This is a genomic window from Adlercreutzia sp. (assembly GCF_056795635.1).
Genome location: NZ_JBQIIT010000006.1, coordinates 127801 through 147305, shown reverse-complemented (window position 1 = coordinate 147305; position 19505 = coordinate 127801). Strand labels below are relative to the sequence as shown.

The 19505-nt window shown below is 60.0% G+C and carries 17 protein-coding genes; 13 read left to right on the top strand and 4 right to left on the bottom strand.

Features of this window, described 5'->3' with window-relative positions; genetic code table 11:
• Window positions 1-26: 26 nt before the first annotated feature.
• Window positions 27-1526 (bottom strand): sodium-dependent transporter, encoded by a 1500-nt coding sequence (locus ACTOXK_RS05705; protein WP_482276944.1) that lies wholly within the window; start codon window positions 1524-1526, stop codon window positions 27-29.
• 204 nt (window positions 1527-1730) lie between these two features.
• Here ACTOXK_RS05705 and ACTOXK_RS05700 point away from each other — a divergent pair, with 204 nt between their 5' ends.
• Window positions 1731-3188: an Mbeg1-like protein gene (locus ACTOXK_RS05700; protein WP_482276945.1), complete on the top strand. Its 1458-nt coding sequence runs from the start codon at window positions 1731-1733 to the stop codon at window positions 3186-3188.
• Between the two features lie 25 nt (window positions 3189-3213).
• Here ACTOXK_RS05700 and ACTOXK_RS05695 read toward each other — a convergent pair whose 3' ends face one another.
• Window positions 3214-4695 (bottom strand): response regulator transcription factor, encoded by a 1482-nt coding sequence (locus tag ACTOXK_RS05695; RefSeq protein ID WP_482276946.1) that lies wholly within the window; start codon window positions 4693-4695, stop codon window positions 3214-3216.
• Window positions 4696-4944: 249 nt separating this feature from the next.
• Here ACTOXK_RS05695 and ACTOXK_RS05690 point away from each other — a divergent pair, with 249 nt between their 5' ends.
• Window positions 4945-6588, top strand: coding sequence for an FAD-dependent oxidoreductase (locus tag ACTOXK_RS05690; protein WP_482276947.1), 1644 nt, complete (start codon window positions 4945-4947; stop codon window positions 6586-6588).
• A 48-nt stretch (window positions 6589-6636) separates the two neighbouring features.
• Here ACTOXK_RS05690 and ACTOXK_RS05685 read toward each other — a convergent pair whose 3' ends face one another.
• Together ACTOXK_RS05685 and lysA are read right to left on the bottom strand one after the other, a co-directional pair.
• Window positions 6637-7137 carry a nitroreductase family protein gene (locus ACTOXK_RS05685; RefSeq protein ID WP_482276948.1) on the bottom strand — a complete coding sequence of 167 codons (501 nt, stop codon included), beginning with the start codon at window positions 7135-7137 and terminating at the stop codon, window positions 6637-6639.
• A 243-nt stretch (window positions 7138-7380) separates the two neighbouring features.
• Entirely contained in the window at window positions 7381-8736 is a 1356-nt protein-coding gene (gene lysA, locus ACTOXK_RS05680; protein WP_482276949.1) for a diaminopimelate decarboxylase, read from the bottom strand.
• A 249-nt stretch (window positions 8737-8985) separates the two neighbouring features.
• On the opposite strand from lysA, the gene ACTOXK_RS05675 reads away from it, so the two are divergent.
• The 11 genes from ACTOXK_RS05675 to ACTOXK_RS05625 all read left to right on the top strand — a co-directional run bounded on the left by ACTOXK_RS05675 (window position 8986) and on the right by ACTOXK_RS05625 (window position 19489).
• Window positions 8986-9384 (top strand): molybdenum cofactor biosynthesis protein MoaE, encoded by a 399-nt coding sequence (locus ACTOXK_RS05675; protein WP_482276950.1) that lies wholly within the window; start codon window positions 8986-8988, stop codon window positions 9382-9384.
• A 286-nt stretch (window positions 9385-9670) separates the two neighbouring features.
• Window positions 9671-10954 carry a homoserine dehydrogenase gene (locus ACTOXK_RS05670; RefSeq protein WP_482276951.1) on the top strand — a complete coding sequence of 428 codons (1284 nt, stop codon included), beginning with the start codon at window positions 9671-9673 and terminating at the stop codon, window positions 10952-10954.
• Between the two features lie 122 nt (window positions 10955-11076).
• The gene (locus ACTOXK_RS05665) at window positions 11077-11748 is read left to right on the top strand and encodes an HAD family hydrolase (protein WP_482276952.1); all 672 of its coding nucleotides are present in this window, start codon (window positions 11077-11079) and stop codon (window positions 11746-11748) included.
• Window positions 11749-12212: 464 nt separating this feature from the next.
• Window positions 12213-12584, top strand: coding sequence for a YiiX/YebB-like N1pC/P60 family cysteine hydrolase (locus tag ACTOXK_RS05660; RefSeq protein ID WP_482279872.1), 372 nt, complete (start codon window positions 12213-12215; stop codon window positions 12582-12584).
• A gap of 57 nt (window positions 12585-12641) precedes the next feature.
• On the top strand, window positions 12642-13778 hold the full coding sequence (locus ACTOXK_RS05655; RefSeq protein WP_482276953.1) for an NHL repeat-containing protein: 1137 nt from the start codon (window positions 12642-12644) through the stop codon (window positions 13776-13778).
• A gap of 145 nt (window positions 13779-13923) precedes the next feature.
• Window positions 13924-15351: a DNA-binding protein gene (locus ACTOXK_RS05650; protein WP_482276954.1), complete on the top strand. Its 1428-nt coding sequence runs from the start codon at window positions 13924-13926 to the stop codon at window positions 15349-15351.
• 611 nt (window positions 15352-15962) lie between these two features.
• On the top strand, window positions 15963-16412 hold the full coding sequence (locus ACTOXK_RS05645; RefSeq protein ID WP_482276955.1) for a DUF2712 domain-containing protein: 450 nt from the start codon (window positions 15963-15965) through the stop codon (window positions 16410-16412).
• 12 nt (window positions 16413-16424) lie between these two features.
• Entirely contained in the window at window positions 16425-17126 is a 702-nt protein-coding gene (locus ACTOXK_RS05640) for a hypothetical protein (RefSeq protein ID WP_482276956.1), read from the top strand.
• A gap of 14 nt (window positions 17127-17140) precedes the next feature.
• Window positions 17141-17296 carry a hypothetical protein gene (locus ACTOXK_RS05635; protein WP_482276957.1) on the top strand — a complete coding sequence of 52 codons (156 nt, stop codon included), beginning with the start codon at window positions 17141-17143 and terminating at the stop codon, window positions 17294-17296.
• Window positions 17297-17981: 685 nt separating this feature from the next.
• On the top strand, window positions 17982-18638 hold the full coding sequence (locus ACTOXK_RS05630) for an ATP-binding cassette domain-containing protein (protein WP_482276958.1): 657 nt from the start codon (window positions 17982-17984) through the stop codon (window positions 18636-18638).
• Window positions 18639-18655: 17 nt separating this feature from the next.
• A complete protein-coding gene (locus ACTOXK_RS05625) occupies window positions 18656-19489 on the top strand; it encodes a hypothetical protein (RefSeq protein WP_482276959.1) in 834 nt (277 codons plus the stop codon).
• Window positions 19490-19505 lie beyond the last annotated feature (16 nt).

The following is a 19505-nucleotide window of genomic DNA, read 5'->3' as shown; positions in this document are numbered from 1 at the left end:
GAAGGCCGCGCCGCCGTCGAGGGGAATTAGGCCAATCCCAGCCACAGCATGATCTTCGGCACGTAGCCCATGATGAAGATGATGATAATGAGCGTCGGCAGGCCGAAGGCGAGCCATCCGCGGGCCCAGCGGGGGAACTTCGCGCCGGTGCCCGTGTCGGCCTCGGCCAGGAAGTTCTTCCACCCCCAGCCCTTGCGGGACACGCAGAACACCACGTACAGGAGGCTGCCCAGGGGCAGCAGGTTGTTCGACACGATGAAGTCCTCGATGGACTGGATGTCGCCGATGCCCGGCACGGTGACGCCGGCCAGCACGTTGAAGCCGAGCGCGCAGGGCAGGCTCAGCACGGTGACGAGGATGGCCGTGCGCTTGATGGCGTCGCGGCGGGAGAGGTCCCACTTCTCCATGGTGAAGGTGATGAGGTTCTCGAACACGGCGATGATGGTGGACAGGGCCGCGAAGCTCATGAACACGAAGAACAGGGTGCCCCACAGCTGGCCTAAGGGCATCTGGTTGAACACGTTGGGCAGGGTGACGAACACGAGCGAGGGGCCCTGGTCGGGGGCCACGGCGAAGGCGAAGCAGGCGGGGAAGATGATGAGGCCCGCGAGGATGGCCACCAGGGTATCAAGGCCGCAGATGCGCAGGGCCTCGCCGGTGAGCGAGTTCTGCTTGCCGATGCGGCTGCCGAAGACCTCCATGGCCGAGATGCCGAGCGACAGCGTGAAGAACGCCTGGCCCATGGCGGCGTACACCGCCTCGCCGAAGCCGCCGATGCCGCCGGCGAACATGCGCCCGAAGTCGGGGATGAGATAGAAGGCCAGTCCCTCGGCGGCGCCGGGCAGGGTGACCGAGCGGACGACCAGCAGGCCCATGACGCCGAGCAGGCAGATCATCATGATCTTGGTGATGCGCTCCACGCCCTTCTGCAGGCCGAAGCTGCACACGAAAAAGCCGATGACCACCACGGCCAGCATCCAGCCCACCATCTCGGAGGGGTTCGCCAGCATAGTGCCGAACACGCCGCCGACGCCCTCGGGATCGAGCCCGTTGAAGGTGCCCGTGGCCATCTTAGCGGTGTAGGCGAGCATCCAGCCGCACACGGTGGTGTAGAACATCATGAGCAGCATGCAGCCCGCGTAGGCCCACCAGCTGAACCAGTGCCAGCGGCGGGAGGGTTGCAGCACGTCGAAGGCCAGGGCCGCCGAGCGCTGGGAGGCGCGGCCCACGGCGAACTCCATCACCATGACCGGTAGGCCCAGGATAACGAGGAAGATCAGGTACAGCAGGATGAACGCCGCGCCGCCGTACTCGCCGGCGATATAGGGGAAGCGCCACACGTTGCCCAGGCCAATGGCGCAGCCGGCCGAGATGAGGATGAAGCCGAGGCGGCTGGCGAAGTGCTCGCGGGGCGCGGCCGCGCTGTCGATGCCAGTGGGGATGTCGCCGCCGGCGGGGTTGCTGTCAGCGGCCGGGACGGCGGCGTCGCGGGCCGGCGCGGGGATAGAGGCGGGATCGGTTGCCATGGGTTCTCCTTGGACTGGGGGCGCGGCGGGCCGGGCCGGGGCCGTGTTCCGTCGCGTCCGTGCGTTTGAACGAAATTGCAGGAGCCATTGTAGCGGAAGGTGAGGACGAAGGTCATGGTGGGCGTTGTTGGCTTTGGCAACGGCTTTGTGTCTGGCGGGGGAGGAAACCGTGCGCCCGGCGGGGAAGTGGGGCATAATGCAACCATGAACGATGTGCTCACATATTTGGAAACCCAACGGGCCTCCTTTGCCGAGGAGCCTTTCAATGCGGTGGATTCGGCGCTGCTCGCCCAGTTCTGCATGGCCCGGGGCGAGGGGGTGATGCCCCGCATGCTGGCGCCGGCGCCGGAAGAGGATGGAGCCGCGCCACGGGGTCGCCATCGATTGACGGCGCTGCTTGAGCGCTTGCGCCACCGGGGCCACGGGCCGCGGGGGCCGCGAGAGCGCGGTGGGGCCGGCAGCGCCGCGACCGGCGATGGAGCTGGGGCGACTGCCGGAGGCGCGGCGGGTGGTGCTGCGGCGGCCAACGAGGCGGCGGCTGCAGCGAGCGTCGGGGCTGGCGGCTTGGTGCGGGCGGCGACCCAGACGGCTGCGGCCGGCGATGGCGTTGCGGCCATCCCGGGCGCCACGAAGGCCGAAACGTTGGATCGGGCCGAGGATGCCCAAGATGCCGGAGCTCCCACGAAGCCCATTCGCTTCACCGATCTGCTGTGGGCCGAGCTGTTCCCCACGATGTTCTCGGGCATGCACGCGACCTCGATGGTCCAGCAGCTGTTTTGGATGGCCGCAAGCCCCCGCTTTCGCGAGCTGCTCATCTACGACCACGAGGCCGCCTTCGATGAGGCCCTCGACATGCAGTTCGCCGCTACGACCTTCGTGTGCCCGGGGCAGTTCACCTACGTGGGGTACCGAGGCACCGACACGACGCTCACTGGGTGGCGCGAGGATTTCAACATGGCCTACATGGTGCCGGTGCCGGCCCAGGATTTGGCCGTGCGCTATCTGGAGGCCGTGGCCGCCGACCGCCGGTTGCCCGAACGGCTCATCGTGGGCGGCCATTCCAAGGGCGGCAACCTGGCTGAATATGCGGCGCTGAAGGCATCGCCGGCGGTGCAGGAGCGCATTGCCCGCCTGTACAACCACGACGGCCCCGGGTTCATGCCCGGCACCTTCACGGCGGCCGACTACGAGCCGTTGGCGGGCCGCATGACCAAGCAGGTGCCGGAAGATTCCATGGTGGGCATTCTCATGGAGTCCCTGATGCCCACGGAGGTGGTGCGGGCCACAGGGCGGGGCTTCGAGCAGCACACGGTGTACCGCTGGGTTGTGGCCGAGGGCGGCGTTGACTTCGCCACGGTAGGCGCGCTGCCCGAGCGCACGGAGCGTCGGGCCGAGGCGCTGGCGGCATGGCTTGCCTCCATGGACGGGGAAGATCGCGAGCGCATGGTGAACGCCCTGTTCAGCGCCTTGAAGGCCGCGGGCATCACCGATGCGGCCCAGCTATTCGCCGGCGGACGGGAGTGGGCCATTCTGCGGGACGGCGTCATGCGGGCTCCCATGGCCGACCGCACCACCATGCTCAACGCCCTGCGCGGTCTCACCCGCGCCTTCAGCGACGTCACCGCCGCCCGCAACAACGCCCGCCGCGCAAGTAAGAAATAGTCCTAAATCCAGTGGACGCGGGTCTCTATCGGTCGCCCTCGTTGGCGTAGAGGAGATCGATGAGCTCTTGGCGCGAGGAGACAGATGCCTTCTTGTAGATGTGGAGCAGGTGCGACTTCGCCGTGGCCTGGGACACCGTGAGCGCTTCGGCTATGCCGGGAATATTCCGTCCCTGTGAGACGAGCCGCAATACCTCGCTCTCGCGCCGGGTAAGTTTGAACTGTTGGGAGAAAAACTGACAGCGATCTTCCATGCGGGACGTATCGAGATCTCGTAGGGGCGGTGATGCGAGGTCGGGCGCCTCTTGGGTCAGCGACCGCAAGTCCTTCCAATAGAACAGAAAGCATCCGAGGATGGCGAAGATGGTCAGGGAGGGCAGAAAAGAGAGTATTTTGCCGACTGGGGACCCGGCGCTGAAACTCTCCATGATCCAGTAGGCGAGCGTAGCGCCTCCGAGGGCACCTGCCTGGACGATGCCCCAGGCCCCTATCGGGGAGAGCGATTTTTCGACGAGCCAATCTTTTCTTCGTCGGCCTTCGAGGAAAAGGAGAAGGGCGCCGACGAGAAAAGAGCTGCCCAGCGCAAGAATGAGGATGAACGAAATGGGAAAAGTCTGATTCTCCATAATGGGGAGACAGTAATAGATGGCCATCAGGATGAGGGCGAAGGCGATGGCCGCAATGGCGCGTTGCGGTCGTCTGAGCTCGCGCAAGATGAGGCAGAGCAGCACGATGAGCAGGGTCACGGCCAAGAGCGAGGCCGCGGCGGTGCCCCCGATTGCAGCTTGACCGAATATGTCTTGCACGAAATGCGTGGTCTTTTGCATTGTGTTCAGCTCGTAGGAGCAGAGGAAGCCTCCGCCGGCGAGCAGGAGGATGAGGCCCCTTCGCGAACGGGCGTCAAAGCGGTAGTCCTCTTGACGGTTTCGGGAGTCGTATCCGCTCTCTGTTGCGCTGGCCCCGAGGCCGACGATGAGGATGGTGGCGATCAGGACAAGTCGAAAGACCCGGAAAGGCGCGAGGAGTGTTCCGAGAAAAAGCAGGCCGGCCGCGGTCAGGCCGAGGATGAGCATGCCAAGGCGCTCTTCAAGGGATAAGGGAGCGAGAAGCGCGAAGGCAGCGGCCATTCCCGCAGTGAGGCTTGTCGCGGCAGCGATGATGGCCAGTGCCGCTCCCAGGCCAGAATCAATCAGATGCGCGAAGCAAGCGGCCTCGACGGCGCAGAAACCGAGGGCCGTGGCAAGAGATGCAATGACCAGGGCCTTCGGCGACAACGGTTTTTGAGAGCGGGATGATACAAGCTGCGCGACTCCGAGCAGAGCGAGGCTGATGACGATTCCCCATCCATAGGCGCTGATAGCGATCAAGACGGAGCCGCCCTCGAAGAACATGTTGTTGAAGAGGATAGAAAACAGCCAAACGCCATAACAGGCAGATGCAATGAGCGCTTTTCGTTGCTTTCGCAGTACGCCTCCCAGCAGCTGCCGTAGGGTGACTTCCCGGGCCATCGTGCATTCCCTCCCATGTTCTCCACCATAATGGTGCAAATTATCGAAATGGCTCGTCAAAATGGAGTTACCGCCATTTCGGACGATGCCGATTCCGTGCCGCTCTTCCTATTATACATATCGCGCTCTCGGTGCTTCGAGGGTGGCCATGGATGGCCCTGGATGTCTCTCGGCTCTACGGACGCCCATGGCAGATCGCAGCAACGTTGAGGGCGCGACCAGTGAGATCGTTGTGAGAAGGAGAGGAATATGAAGAGCGGATGCAACATGGATCGACGGGGTTTTCTGGGGGCGACTGCCTTGGGCGTCGCATCTTTAGGGGTCCTCGGGCTTGCCGGATGCTCGGCGACGGATTCCGGATCCTCCGATGGACTGAGCGGGACGGGCACCCCGATGGTGGCCGGCGTGCCTGAGGCATGGGATCGGGAAGCCGACGTGGTGATCCTCGGAAGCGGCACGGTGCTCTCGGCTGCCGTGAAGGCAGCCGCCGATGGCCTTGAGACTATCGTGCTGGAGAAGGCGCCGATGGCAGGTGGCACCACGGCATTTTCCGGAGGCAAATGCTATATCTGCTGCTCGTCCTTGGTCGATGACGACAGAGCGGCTGCGAAGGAATACATGATGCGCTGTAACGTCGACGACTACGTCACGGAGGCCATGATCGACGCCTATCTGGACAACGGTGCCGAGATGATCGACTTCCTCATTGAGAAGACGGGGGCGAATTGGCAGGTGGCCGAGCGTAAGGACTTGCAGCCTGATTGGCCCGGCGCCTCGTCGAACATGCGCAGCCTCAATGTGCCCAACGCCGACGATCCCACCAAGTCGACGGGTGGCAACTTCACGGTACCCGAGATAGAGGCCTTCGAGGCTCTGGGCGGCACGCTGCTTACGGGGACCCCGGCGGTGCGGCTGGTCGCTCGGCCCATGGAGGACGGGCGTCAGGAAGTACTAGGTGTCATAGCCAACGATGGGGCGGCGGACATTGCCATTAAGGCACGCAAGGCCGTCATTATTGGCACGGGCAGTTTCGATTGGGACCGGGAGCTGTGCAAACAGTACCTTCCCCATACGACGCCCTACACCTTCCAAAACGACACCTGCACGGGCGATGGCTTCAGGATGGCCCAGGCGGTGGGTGCCGATTGCGGCATGGTTACCCAAGGGTGGGCCTGTCCCGTCGAGATCTACGCCTATGACGAAATCGAGAGCGGTTCGGTGCCGCTGCCCATCAATGCCTCGGCCGGCGATTTCCATGACACGTATTTCCAGGGGCGCCGCATTGGCTTCGACGCTACCTATTTCGTCGTGAGCCGTATGGGGCAGCGGTTCTATGCGGAGCCGGGAACCTACTCGTCTATGGATGCGTGGGCGGGCCTGGACGCCCACGGCGATTTCCAGCACCGGTACCTGCCCTACAGCTTCGCTATCTTCGATGCGGCTGGAGCGGCGGCATCCCAATTCGACACGCTCGATCCTCTGCCGAGTTGGCTGACGCGGGGTGACACCATCGCCGAGCTTGCCGAGAATTCCGGTATCGATGGGCGCAATCTGCAGGTGGCCTTCGATCGCTGGAACAGCGATGCTGCGAACGGTGGCGTCGACACCGAGTACGGCCGCATGGGCATCGCGCCGCTCGGAGAGGGCCCCTACTACGCGGTGAAGTGCACGCAGTTCTACAACGGCACCCATGGCGGCATCAAGGTCAATGAGAAGGCCCAAGTGCTGAGCACGCTCGGTGACATCGTGCCGCGCTTGTACGCGACGAGCAACGCCGCCGCCATCGGCGCTCCCGGCCGCGTGTACCCTGGAGCCGGCGGCTCCATCGGCGCTACCAAGGTGTTCGGGTATATTGCGGCGAAAGATGCGGCTACGCTCGAAGACTGGGCGTAGACCGGCGGTCGTGAAGGACGCTCTCTTCCTCCCCGGGGGCGTCCTTCCCTAAATCCAGTGGACGCGGGTCTCGTCGTAGCGGCTAGGGCCTTTGGGCTCCGGGCGATGGGTGGGGTGTCCCACGGCGACGAGGGCGAAAGGCTCCGCGCCCCGGGGGCTGCCCAGGGCCACGGCTACGGCGGCCATGCGGTCGCGGTCGGGGGCCACGCCGAGCCAGACCGCGCCTAGACCAATATTGGCCGCTTCCAGCAGGATGTTCTCCACGGCGGCGCTCATGTCGAGAGGCGCGCAGGGGGCGAAGCGCAGGCCGTCGGTGCGCGTACAAGCGGCGATGACGCAGGGAGCGAGCTTCGCGGGTGCGGCATAGGGGCTCGTGGCGGCCAGGGCCATGCGGGTGGTCTCGTCGCGGGCGAGATAGAACTCCCAGGGTTGCTGGTTGCCCGCCGAAGGGGCGGCCATGGCGGCGCGCATAAGCCGCTCGATGTCGTCAATGGCCACGGGTTCGTCGGTGAATTGCCGCACGCTGCTCCGTTTGAAGATGGCGTTCATGAGACTGCCTCGATCCTTTTCGCTGGTGGGACGCAGCGGTGGGCGCCACCCAGGGCGCGGACTGCCGCGAGAACGCGCCGAGGGCGCGATGATCGCATCGGATTCCCACTTTAGCGGCCGCGGATCGCAGAAGGTGGCGAAGGTTCTTCCCATTACTGACCTGCGAACCCTTTGCTACGGAACCGAAAAGAAAAGGGCGGCCCGAAGGTCGCCCGTCTGTGGGACAGGAACTGCGCTCGGTCCTTACAGGTCGCGCTGGTAGAGGTCGTCGTAGGTTTCGCGGCGGGTGACCACGCGGGCCTCACCGTCGCGCACGAACACCACGGCGGGGCGCGGCTGGCCGTTGTAGTTGCTGGCCATGGTCATGTTGTAGGCGCCGGTGCCGAAGACGCAGACGATGTCGCCCACATCGGCCTTCTGCAGCGGCATGTCCACCACTACGGCGTCGCCGCTCTCGCAGTGCTTGCCGCACAAGGTGACGATCTCGGTGCGCGGTTGGCCAGCCTTATTGGCGATGGTGGGCTCGTAGTCGGCGTGGTACAGGGCCGTGCGGATGTTGTCGGACATGCCGCCGTCGATGGCCACGTATTTGCGGATGCCTGGCAGCGTCTTCAAGATGCCCACGGTGTACAGGGTCACGCCGGCGTTGGCCACCAGGCTGCGGCCCGGTTCCACCAGCAGGCGGGGCAGCGCCAGGCCGTGGCGCTCGCACAGGTCGCGCACGGCGGTGCAGGTGACCTCGGCGAAGTCGTCGATGGAGGAGGGGGCGTCATCGGCCAGGTAGGCGATGCCGAGGCCGCCGCCCAGATCCAGCTCGGCGATCTCGTGGCCGTAGGTGTCGCGGATGCGGGCCATGAACTCAACCATGACCGCCGCGGCCTCGCGGAAGGAGTGCAGGGCGAAGATCTGCGAGCCGATATGGCAGTGCAGGCCCACAAGCCGCACATTTTCCGCCGCCAGCACGTCGGCGACGCACGTGAAGGCGAAGTCCTCGCGCATGGTGAAGCCGAACTTGGAATCCTCGCAGCCGGTGCGGATGTACTCGTGGGTATCGGCTTCCACGCCGGGGGTGATGCGCATGTAGATGTCCTGCACCACGCCAAGGCGGCCGGCGATCTCGTTCACGCGGGCCAGCTCGATGCGGCTGTCCACCACGATGCGGCCCACGCCCGCGGCGATGGCCTCTTCCAGCTCGCGCGGCGTCTTGTTGTTCCCGTGCACGAACACGCGCTCGGCGGGGAAGCCCACCGAAAGGGCGCAGGCCAGCTCGCCGCCGCCGGACACGTCCAGGCACAGCCCCTCGGCCTGGGCGATGCGCACCACTTCCTTGTTGAGGAAGGCCTTCGAGGCGTAAATGACGTCGGAGTTCTCGTAGCGGCTGCGGAAGGCCTCGCGGTAGGTTTCCATGCGGTGGCGCAGGTCGGCCTCGTCGAACACGTAGAGCGCAGTGCCCTCTTCGCGGGCTAGCTGAACCATGTCGACGCCGCCGATGAACAGGTGGTCGTCGCGCACTTCGGCGGTCTCGGGCAGTACGGCGCCCAGCTCCATGGTGGTGCGCAGGTCGGGCTTCTTGGTCAAGTCGGAGGCAGGCAGGGCCATTTCCCCATCCTTTCTTCTGGTAAACGCGGCCCGCGGGCTCGCGTGTGGATTCCCCGTGCGCGCCCATGGTAGCAAGGGTTTATTTCCGGCGGGCAAATTCCGTGGGTGTCCGTATGAGAATTCGGAACGAATGGTGCGGAAATTCGTGGCTGCGGCACGAGCGCGACACGGTGGCTGTGGTATATTCTCGCCAGTGAATAATATGGCCCCGTTGCTCGGTGCGGCGCGGCCGCGGCGAAAGGACGCGACATGGCGAAGACAGAACCTTCGGTGGACCAGTGGCTGGCCGAGGCCAAGGCCGATCCGGTGGCGGCCCAGTGCGGCATGTTCCTCACCCATAACGGCGTGGTGCGCATCACGCCGAAGCAGCAGGTGCGCGAGGGCGTGGAGGGCCTTGGCGAGGTGGTGGCCGTGGAGTTCTCCTACGACGCGGAAGGCCTGGCCGCTGCCGAGGCCGAGGCGCTCACCTGGCCCGGCGTGTACTACGTGCGCACCTGGCTCAACGAGGGCCGCTGCGAGGTGGGCGATTCGCTCATGTACGTGCTCATCGGCGCCGACATTCGCCCCAACTGCATCGACGCTCTCCAGAAACTCGTCGGCCACATTAAGAACAACCTCGTCGTGGAAAAGGAAATCTTCGCGGCGTAGCCATGCGGCTCCGTCGGCGATCCCTGCCAACGATCTATCCCGTAAAAAGGAACGGAAGCGAACCGGGTTTCGCTTCCGTTCCTTTTGCATAGCGGAAGCGAAATTAGTTTCACTTCCGCTAATTATCCAGAGCGGAAGCGAACGGGCCGCGGTCAGGCGGTCGGAAACGGGGTCGGTGGGTTTCGCGGGGTTGGGTGGGCCTTTCCCCGCTTTGCGGGCGGGGGTGCGGCTTTTGCCCGTATAATCATCCCATTCGCAAGACTTCGCGCTCGGGAGAGGACGCAATATGGCAGTGAAGATCGGCTTGGTGGGCACCGGCACCGTGGGTGGCGGCTGCATCGATATCATTTTGAAGCACGGCGACGCGTTCCGCCGCCATTTCGGCATCGACCTGGAACTGGTGCGCGTGTGCTCGCTGTCTTCCGCCGAGGCCGAGGCCCATGGCGTGGGGCACCTGTTCACCGACAACTTCAACAACATCATCAACGATCCCGAGATCGATATCGTGGTGGAGCTCATCGGCGGCACCACCATTGCCCGCACCGTGGTCTTAAACGCGCTGGCGGCGGGGAAGAACGTGGTCACGGCCAACAAGGCGCTCATGGCGACCCATGGCAAGGAAGTCATGGACGCTGCGGCCGCCGCGGGCAAGGAGCTGGCCTTCGAGGCGAGTGTGGGCGGTGGCATTCCCATTATCGACCCGCTGAAGCACTCGCTCATTGCCAACGAGATCACCTCGGTCATGGGTATTGTGAACGGCACCACCAACTACATGCTCACCCGCATGGCCGACAACGGCCTGTCCTACGAGGATGCGCTGGCCGAGGCCCAGCAGAAGGGCTTCGCCGAGGCCGATCCCACCGCTGATGTGGGCGGGTTCGATGCGGCCGCCAAGATCGCCATTCTGGCCTCCATCGCCTTCAACTCGCGCGTGACCTTGGACGACGTGTTCACCGACGGCATCACCAACATCACGCCGGTGGACATCGAGGCGGCACGCGACATGGGCTACGTCATCAAGCTTTTGGCCATCGCCCATCGCCGCGAGGGCGGCGTGGACGTGCGCGTGCACCCCACCATGATCCCCGCCAACCATCAGCTGGCCACGGTGAACGGCGTGTTCAACGCCATCTACGTGGTGGGCGATTTCGTGGGCGAGACCATGTTCTTCGGCGAAGGGGCCGGTGCTGGTGCTGCGGCCAGCGCCGTTATGGGAGACGTGCTGGAAGTGGCCCGTCACGTGCAGCAGGGCGTGGCCCCCATCGTGGGCTGCACCTGCACCGACGAGCTGCCGATCCTTCCCATGGACGAGCTCGTCATGCGCTACTACCTGCGCTTCTCCGTGACCGACCGCCCCGGCGTTCTGGAGACCATGGCCGGCGTGTTCGCCCGTCACAACATCTCGGTGAAGTCCATCGTGCAGCGCGGCCGCTCGGGCGCCGAGCGGGTGGACCAGGTGGTGGTCACGCACCGCTGCAGCGAGCGCGATATCCGCGAGGCCTTGGAAGAGGCCCTCTCCCTGGACAATGTGGTGCTGGATACTCCCTCGGTCATCCGCGTGGAGGAATAACCGGTTCCGCGTGGCCTGACGGGTGGAGTGGGACAGTCTTACCGGGTAACGGTGTCCCAATAGGATGAGATTGTTGCGGGGCGGGGTGCTACTCCGTCCCGTTTTGTTGGAAGGAGCAGGCTGTGGCGCAGAATATCGGCGTTATCTTCGATTGCGATGGGACGCTTGTGGATTCCATGGGCGCGTGGCACGAGGTGGATCGCACGCTTGCGGCCGAGGCGGGCATCGCGCTGACGAAGGCGGATACCGACGCCATCACCACCATGTCGCTCGACGAGGCGAGCGCCTATCTGCACGAGCAATGCGGCTTGGGTGCTAGCACGGCGGCGGTGAAGGAGATGATCTTCGACCGCATGCGCGCTTTCTACGCCTATGAAGTGGAAGCGCGGCCCGGGGCGCTCGCCTTCGTGCAAGGGCTGCACGAGCGCGGCGTGCCCATGGCCGTGGCCTCGTCCACGCCGCCCGACATGCTGGCCACCTGCATCGAGCGCTGCGGGTTCGCACCCTACCTGAAGGCCGTCGTATCCGTGGACGACTTGGGTACGAGCAAGCGCGAGCCGGCGGTGTACGATTACGCCCGCGGCTTCCTCGGTACCGACCGCGCCCACACCTGGGGCTTCGAGGACGCCTCCTACGCCCTGGACACCCTGCGGGCGGCGGGCTTTCGCACCGGCGCCATCTATGACAACGACATCTCCGGCCCCCGCGCCGACCTGCTCGCCCGCGCCGACTTCCTCATCGCCAGCTGGGAAGACCTCACCGCCGACAAGTTCCTCGCGAAGGCGAGGGAATAGGCGCCTTCTATCCTTTTACAATATGTGCAGGTTGCTAAGGGCTGCTGGTTGGGCGCTGTCCCCTCTGCGTAGGGCACGTGGCGTCGCGGCATTCCGATAAGGCAAAAACCGTAAGGCACTGGTAACAGCGTGGTAGGCTTAGGCTGTCACGGTGGTGACATGAGGAAATTCCTGAGAAGCAGCGAGTCCGGAATGTTTTTCAAAGAACACAGATTGAACTTCTACTCAAGCATTCTCGAAAAGTTCGGCATTTTTGTAAGAAATCAATCGTCCACGGTGTAAGGCTTAGTGAAAGGAAAATTTTCCGAGAGATGTAAAGGGCGATGACGATCGCTCACCTGATCGAAAAGGAGGACGATCGTGAAATTAAGAAAAACTACTCTCGCAATCGCGTTGGTGGGATTGCTTGCCATTCCCGTAGCCGCTCCAGGGATTGCTTTTGCCGAAGAGGGGATTAAGACTTAATTCCCACAGGCCATGCTGCAATTGTCTACACGTCAAATACGGTAATCGAGTCTTTAGGAACTGGGGTGCAAAAAGGGCCGAACAATTGGACAACCTCTAAAAAGACTTGCTATGGTCTTAACATCTACGCAGCATCGTCGTCCCAGCAAACCAAAGCTGCTGATTGGGCGGCAAGGCAGATAGGAAAGCCCTATAGCATGGATTTCCTGAACCCAAAAAGGACAGATCAATTCTATTGCTCGCAATTGGTCTGGCAGGCGTACTTGAGCACGGCATTCATCGACATTTGTCCTGTTAAGACGGGCGGAGTCATCTACCCGCCAGATCTTCTTAAAAGCCCCAAGACTTCGATGATTGTTTACACTAAATAGGACTTGCGGAGGGCTCCGCTATTGTGCGGAGTCCTCTACTTGCGAGAGGATGTGTCTATGAAAAGGGCGCTGTTGTATTTGATTGCGTTGGCTGTTCCTCTCTTTCTTTCTGCTTGCGTGGGAGATTCTTCCGTATTGAAAAATCATGGGGGGCGCGAGGCCGATGAGGGTATTACCGCAGTTTTGGAAAACGCGGCAGTGGGCTTCATCGAAACGTCTGGAGCCCGGCTCGATAGCAAAATAGTGTTGCTCGATGACAATTTGCAAGAAATGTGGGAAGTTCCTATTCCAAGGGCGACCTTGGGGGAGTCGTTCTACGACCCGTGTATTTCGGGAGGGTCGCTCTACACGCTGCCGCTTGGCTATTACAATGTCAAGGATGGCCAAGAAGTCATTGAATTTTCTCTCCAAAACCTTTCAATGACATCCTATGATGTGGGTCGTCCCGGCATTCTTTCCGTGGCAGCACATGACAAGTATATTTTTGTGGCAGGCAATAGGAATGGCGACTCTTATATCGTGCGCTATGACAAAATAACTGGCGACGTTGCGGAGCAAACTATCGCGGGTGAATACGTCAGCCTTATTCTTTGGGCGAATGAATCGCTCATGGCATTCTCCGCCAACGATTCTTTCGGTGTCGGGCAAACCCCCTCATGTTCCGAAAGGGTAATTCAGTTCGATGCAGACCTGAACGAGATTCGCTCCTTTGATATTAGTGCATTGGGGACAAATCAATATCGGGCATCCTATGATGAGGGTGTGCTGTACTTTACCGGCCTTGACGACTCGACTCCGCAGGGGTTGACCCAACTTGGATCCCTTGATTTATCAACGGGAGAAATTACGCAGATTAACTTGGGTTGCGATTACCCTTTCGGGGTGATTGCCGAGAATGGGAAACTCTATGTAGCCTGCTACGATATTGTTGGAAGTGATCCAGGCGATAGCGCAACCTTGTGCGTTTTTGACATTGCCTCAGGTTCCGTTGAGTCGTATCCGTTGCCCTATGGGGCGGACCAAATGATCGCGAAGGACGGCAAACTCTACTTCCTCGATGTTAGAACTCGGATGATATTTATCTGGGATGTCTCTTCGAAAGAGACAGTCTCAAGTTCTTTTCTTGAGTCAAGGGGTGAGGCCTACAGCTATTTGACGAATCTATTCGCGGTACCGGACCCTGGTTTGAGCTGAGGGCTCTGGTGATTATGCAGGCGAGGCTTGCGCCGAGTAAGCCAGCTTTATACTATGAGGAACCTTTATTTTCGGGAATACGTGCGCAAAAACTATTCCTCATTCGGTATAGTTAGCAGAACGGCACAGGGAAGGCGAGGCGCGTATGCTGACGACGAAAGAGGCGGCGGAAAAGCTGGGTGTTACCCCACGGCGGGTGAACAACCTCATCGAGGCCGGGGCATTGCGCGCGCAGAAGTTCGGCCGCGCGTGGATGGTGGACGAGGCCTCGGTGCGGGAGCGGCTTCAGGCCGGATCGCAGCCGGGACGCCCCCGGGCCGATGATGCGGCCGACAGCGCCCGCTATACGCTCATGAGCCGCGAGCACGAGGTGCTTGCCTTCACCTATCACTTCCGCACCGGTGCCGTTACGGGCATCGAGCCCTTGGACGGCATTGCCTGGAAGCCCTTCGGCATCGGTCGTCGCGATAAGGCCCCGAACCGCTATGACATGGCGGAATGGCTGCGCAACCGCGCCATTCCCGGCATGCGCCCCAATCTGCCCGTGGCATTGCGCGATCTGGCCGCCCGCAACGCGCCAACGCTCATGTTCCAATCGTGGGGCCTGAGCCTGTCCGACCCCTACTGGTTCAGGCCCGAGAGCGCTGAGGCCTCGTGGGCCGCCATCAACTATTTCGATCACGGCTATGAGGAGGCGTTCGGCGATCTCATGCTAGCGGGGCTGTCACCGGCGCCTCGCCCAGGAACGGCGCACGGGGAAGGTGCCGCCACGGTGCCATCGGGACGCGGGCCGGCCCTTACCCATTCTCCCGACACGGCCACCAACGGCATGCTCAGCAAGACCTGGGTGCGCCGGCGTGGGGTGGATTATCTTATCAAGGGCGGCGTGGGCAACGAGAACCGTGAGCCCTACAACGAGAAGCTGGCGACGCGGCTGCTCGAACGGCTTCTGGAGGCCGGAGAATTCGTTCCCTATACGGTGACCACGCGGGCGGGGAGGGCCTATTCGTCGTGCGCGAACATGGTGACGGCGGAAACTGAGCTCATTCCCGCTCAAGATGTGCTGACCGCCTTCGCCGTGAGCGAGGGGCGCGATGGGCATCGGGGCTATCTGCACGCTTTGGAGGAGTTGGGCGTGGAAGGAGCTCAGCGGCTCATCGATAAGATGGTCGTGGTCGATCACCTTATGGCGAATTTTGACCGACATACCCACAACTTCGGCCTCATTCGCAATGCCGAGGCCCTCGAGGGCTACCGCGTCGCGCCCCTGTTCGATCACGGTTGCGGATTCTACAGTCGGGCCACCACCGCCGAGCTGGAGGCGCGTCCCTATGGCTGGGAGAGCCATCCGTTTCGCGAATACCCGTCCCAGCAGCTGGCGTTGGTGGAAGACCTCAGCTGGTACGATCCGTCGGCGCTCGACGGCTTTGCCGACGACATCGCCGCCGTGCTGGGGGAGAACCCCGAGATAGACGAGCGCTTTATCGCTGCGGTGCAGAAGCAAACGGCGAGGCAGATCACCACGGTGAACACGCTGGCTGCCGAGCGTGGCCTCGTTGTGCCAGGGTGGTAGGGAGCTTTTTGTCCGGGTCTCGGCGCAAAAGCGACATTTTTGTAAGGGACGCGCAACGGGGCGGTAAGGTGGGGCTGTCATAGTGGTCTTATCGAAATTATTCCGCATGAAGGCGGGGCATCGAAAGAGATCGCCCCAGCCGCACGGAAGCGGGGCGCCGAAAGAGGTTGTCCCGCCTGCCCGGAAAGGAGATCTGCCATGATTGCCATTGTTGCCGGAGCCGCCCTGTTCGCCCTCGCCACCGCCGCCCTCGCCGGCTGCGTCGGAGCCGCGGCTCTGTAAGTTCGCACGGCGTCGAAATAAGATGCCCGAACGATGCGGGCCGGCTGCACCCCATGGCGCAGCCGGCCCGCTCGTGTTGTCGCTGCTGACTTGCCGGGTGTTTTGGTGCCCCACTTTAATTGCGGGAAAGACTAGATACGCTTGCCGTGTTTGACGGCTTGCCGAATGCCATTTATTGCCAAGGGGAATGCGCTGGTGGCTACAGTGGCTTGCCTTCTCGAAAATTTTTTGGGGCGAGTTTGTCAGATTCTGTAAGAAGTGGGTCGGTTCGGGTGTAAGGCATAGTGAAGGGTAATGACGATTGCCCATGGGAGCGAAAGGAAGGGATCATGATGTTTGCGCGGAAAGAAAAGTGGATTACCCGGCATATGATGTGCTTAGGGGTTGCTCTCTTGCTCCTGCTGTCGTTTTTCGGGGTAACGGTTGCCCATGCAGCAAATACTGCCGATACAACCTACATGGTTGATATCACGACGAATACGAGCAAGAATACGGCAAGTCGGCCAAAAGGCAACACGACAAAGGTGTATCTGAAGTGTGTGAATGTCACGGGAAGTGGTAGCGTTAGGGCCAATGGCCTCCAGGATGGCAAGACGTACAGCTATGGGCCGAAGTATGCAGGATCAAAAGGCACGAAGTATCTCACTAATTATGTTTTAGAGAGTCGCCCTAACCAGTACAAAGAAGCCTATGCTTACTTGCAGTTTTCTAACAACAATACACTTACTCGCTATCATTCCGATGGCGTTTGGAGCCCCGACAACTCCTCCGGCTACTAGGATGAGTGGGGAATGACCAGCGGCTTGAAAAAACACAGCAACGCCCTCAAGGTTGTCGTCGGCGTTGCTGTGTGCGTTGCTCTGCTCATGGCTTCGTATTTTCGTATCCAGTATGTAAACACTCAACTGCTCTCCGAGCAAAAGCAAGCGGTTTTAGACGCAAACGGAATAGAAGAAATTGCCGACAGCAAAGAAGTAATCGAGCAGTATGGTATGGGGGAGCCCATCGATGTGGCGGGATGTCGAGATCATGATCATCTTATGCAGGAGGGGGTGACCTTCTCTTTCTCCGATCCTCGTTTCGTGACTGTTGATGAAATGCTTTCTCTTACCGGGGGAAAGTGGGATATGGCCTCTCTAGCCGGCCGCTCTCATGACGAGTATGTTTACCTTCTAGTGGACTTAACGATCAGCAACGAGAGTGATATTCCTACCAGCCCTCTTTGGTTTGACGTGGAGGCCGGATCGTTTTCGGCATGTCATGATGAAAGTGCCACCGAGGCGCTTAACGGATATTGGGTTGATGAAAATTATCATGCAGAGAATGAATTCTATTGGCGTGCTCCGGCACATTCCACGCATCATATGGTAGTTGCCTTCGAATTGTGGCAAGTTGGAATGAGCTCCAGCCAATGGGCCCTTGTGAGGGACTTGAACTACAAACTCGTGTTTCGTGATTATCCGCGAAAAATAGAGGTCAGCCTTCATTCGTGAGATAGGATTAGCCAGTGAGAGCGCTGAAAGAAGAATTCCAGAGAGCCTTTCTGAGCCGTGCATATGTCGCGGCAATTACCACGGCTGCCGCGATCACCATAGGACATATTTTCTTTTTCGTTCTTCCCGAGGCGCAGGATCAGATTATGTATTTAGATCTTGTGCAGTAGCCTCTGTCGGTTTTTAATCGATGGATTGGAGGATGGGGGGAGGGCGTCTGGCCCACGCTGTATTTTATGTTGACCCCACTGCTGGTTTGCATACCTTTCTCGTCTTCGCTTTATGAAGATTTGAGAAGTGGGTGGAGTGAGCAGGTGGGCGTGCGATCAGGGATCCGTGCGTATATTTTGGCGAAAATGGCTGCGTGCTTTGCCGTTGGCGCCACTGTTTCGACTATGCCGCTTCTGCTCAACTTCTATCTGTGTTCCCTTATCTTGCCTTTGGTTCAGCCAGATGCGAGCTCAGGGATATTTCCCCTTGCGGCATACCATATGTGGAGCGAGCTTTTCTATGAGAACGCATATATGTACACTGCAGCATATATAACGCTGATCGCAGTTACTGGTGGCTTGCTAAGCTGTTTTCCTCTGGCTTGTACGCAAGTTGTGAGAAACAGGATTGTTTTGACATGCTCCTCGTTTGCCCTTTGCATGGGGCTCCTTTATCTCTTTGCAGGAGAAATGATAGGAACTGAGGCGTTCGTGTTTCTTTCTCCGATTACGTTTATGCAGCCTTACCAACCTTTTCATAGCGGCATCGGTTTCGCGCCTATAGGTGCAGCGCTGTGTTTGCTTGCAATCGGAGAGTTGCTCGCGATTAGGTCATTTTGGAGAGGAAAAGTGGATCGAGGTATGTATGGTTGAGGTAGTCGATGTAAGCAAGATAATAGAGGGTAATACTATTCTTGCGAGTATAGATTTTACATTCGAGAGAGGATCAATCTATTGCCTGCGCGGTCATAACGGTTGCGGCAAGACAATGCTTTTGCGCGTTATCGCAGGCCTGGTATTCCCTTCGGGGGGCAAGGTGATCGTTGGAGGGCAAGTTCTGGGGAGGGATATTGAATTTCCCGGCAGTCTCGGGTTGTTAATTGAGCGTCCGGCTTTTCTGGGAGGCTATTCGGGAAGCAAAAACTTAGAATTGCTTTGTTCGATTAAAAAGACGGCTAGCTCGGATGATATATCTCTTGCTCTCGAGCGTGTCGGTCTCGATGCCGCTGATCAGCGTCCTTTTCGGAAGTATTCTCTGGGAATGAAGCAAAAGCTAGGGATTGCGGGTGCAATTGTTGAGCATCCTGATTTAATTCTGCTGGACGAGCCCCTTAACGGATTGGACGAGGCGGCTGTTCAGAAGACTCTGAAAGTCATTCAGGAAGAGCGTTTGCGGGGTGCCTGCCTTTTGGTAGCTAGTCACGATGTCGGAAAACTTGCTGAAATAGCCGACGTTACGATATTCATGGAAAACGGGTCTATTGTTGACGTCGAGAGGGCAAGCCTCCTTTGTGGTGGATAGAATAGGTTTGTCAGATTATGAAGAAGATAATGCGCTTGTACATATATGATTTGCAACGCGGTTTTTCTGAGGCAAAATGGCGGCTTCTCGGGGCTTGCCTCACCCTAAGTGCGGCACTGGTGAGTACCTGCTCACGCAGTATGGTCAATTCGTCATCAGAACCACTCTCGGCGGCAAGTATCATAATGGGTATTTGCGAAGGAAACATGCCGGTTGTTTTTGGGTTTGATCACGTGCTCGTATTGCCTGTCACATGGATAGTGGTGCAGCTGGCAGTTGTTTTTTCCATCATCTCTTATCCTGTAAGGGCGCGAGAACGTGATGGCAATGGGATTGTTATCAGGACGAGCCGCATTTCATGGTGGGCCTCGAAGTGCTTGTGGGTGTTTACGGTTGTCTCAATCCTTTGGATAGTGCTTCTGGGATTCTGTGTTGCGGTGGGGATAATTAATGGTAGCGGTGTTTTTGAAGTATCATATAATCATTTATTATATTATGATGATTACCTTATAATAAATTCTAATTATTCAACAAGGGAATTGATTCTCGATATTTTAGTATGCTATATGTCGTCACTAGCCCTCTGCATGCTGTGTACCGCATTGTCGCTTTTTGTTGATGCTCCGTATGTGCTTGGGGGCGCGGTGACCTATCTGCTGGTCTCGGTGTTTTTCGAGAATCCTCTGCTGTTTCCTCAGTATGGGATGTTTGCGCGATCTCGCCAGTTCGACGACTTCGCTCTGTGTCCTGAGTTGGAGCTCGCAATATGCCTGGGCGTCATGGTGTCTGCAGTTCTTTTGGGCGTAATGAGGGTACGGCGAATGCAGTGGTTAGCAAGCTATAGCAGATAGTTTGGATAGATGGTAC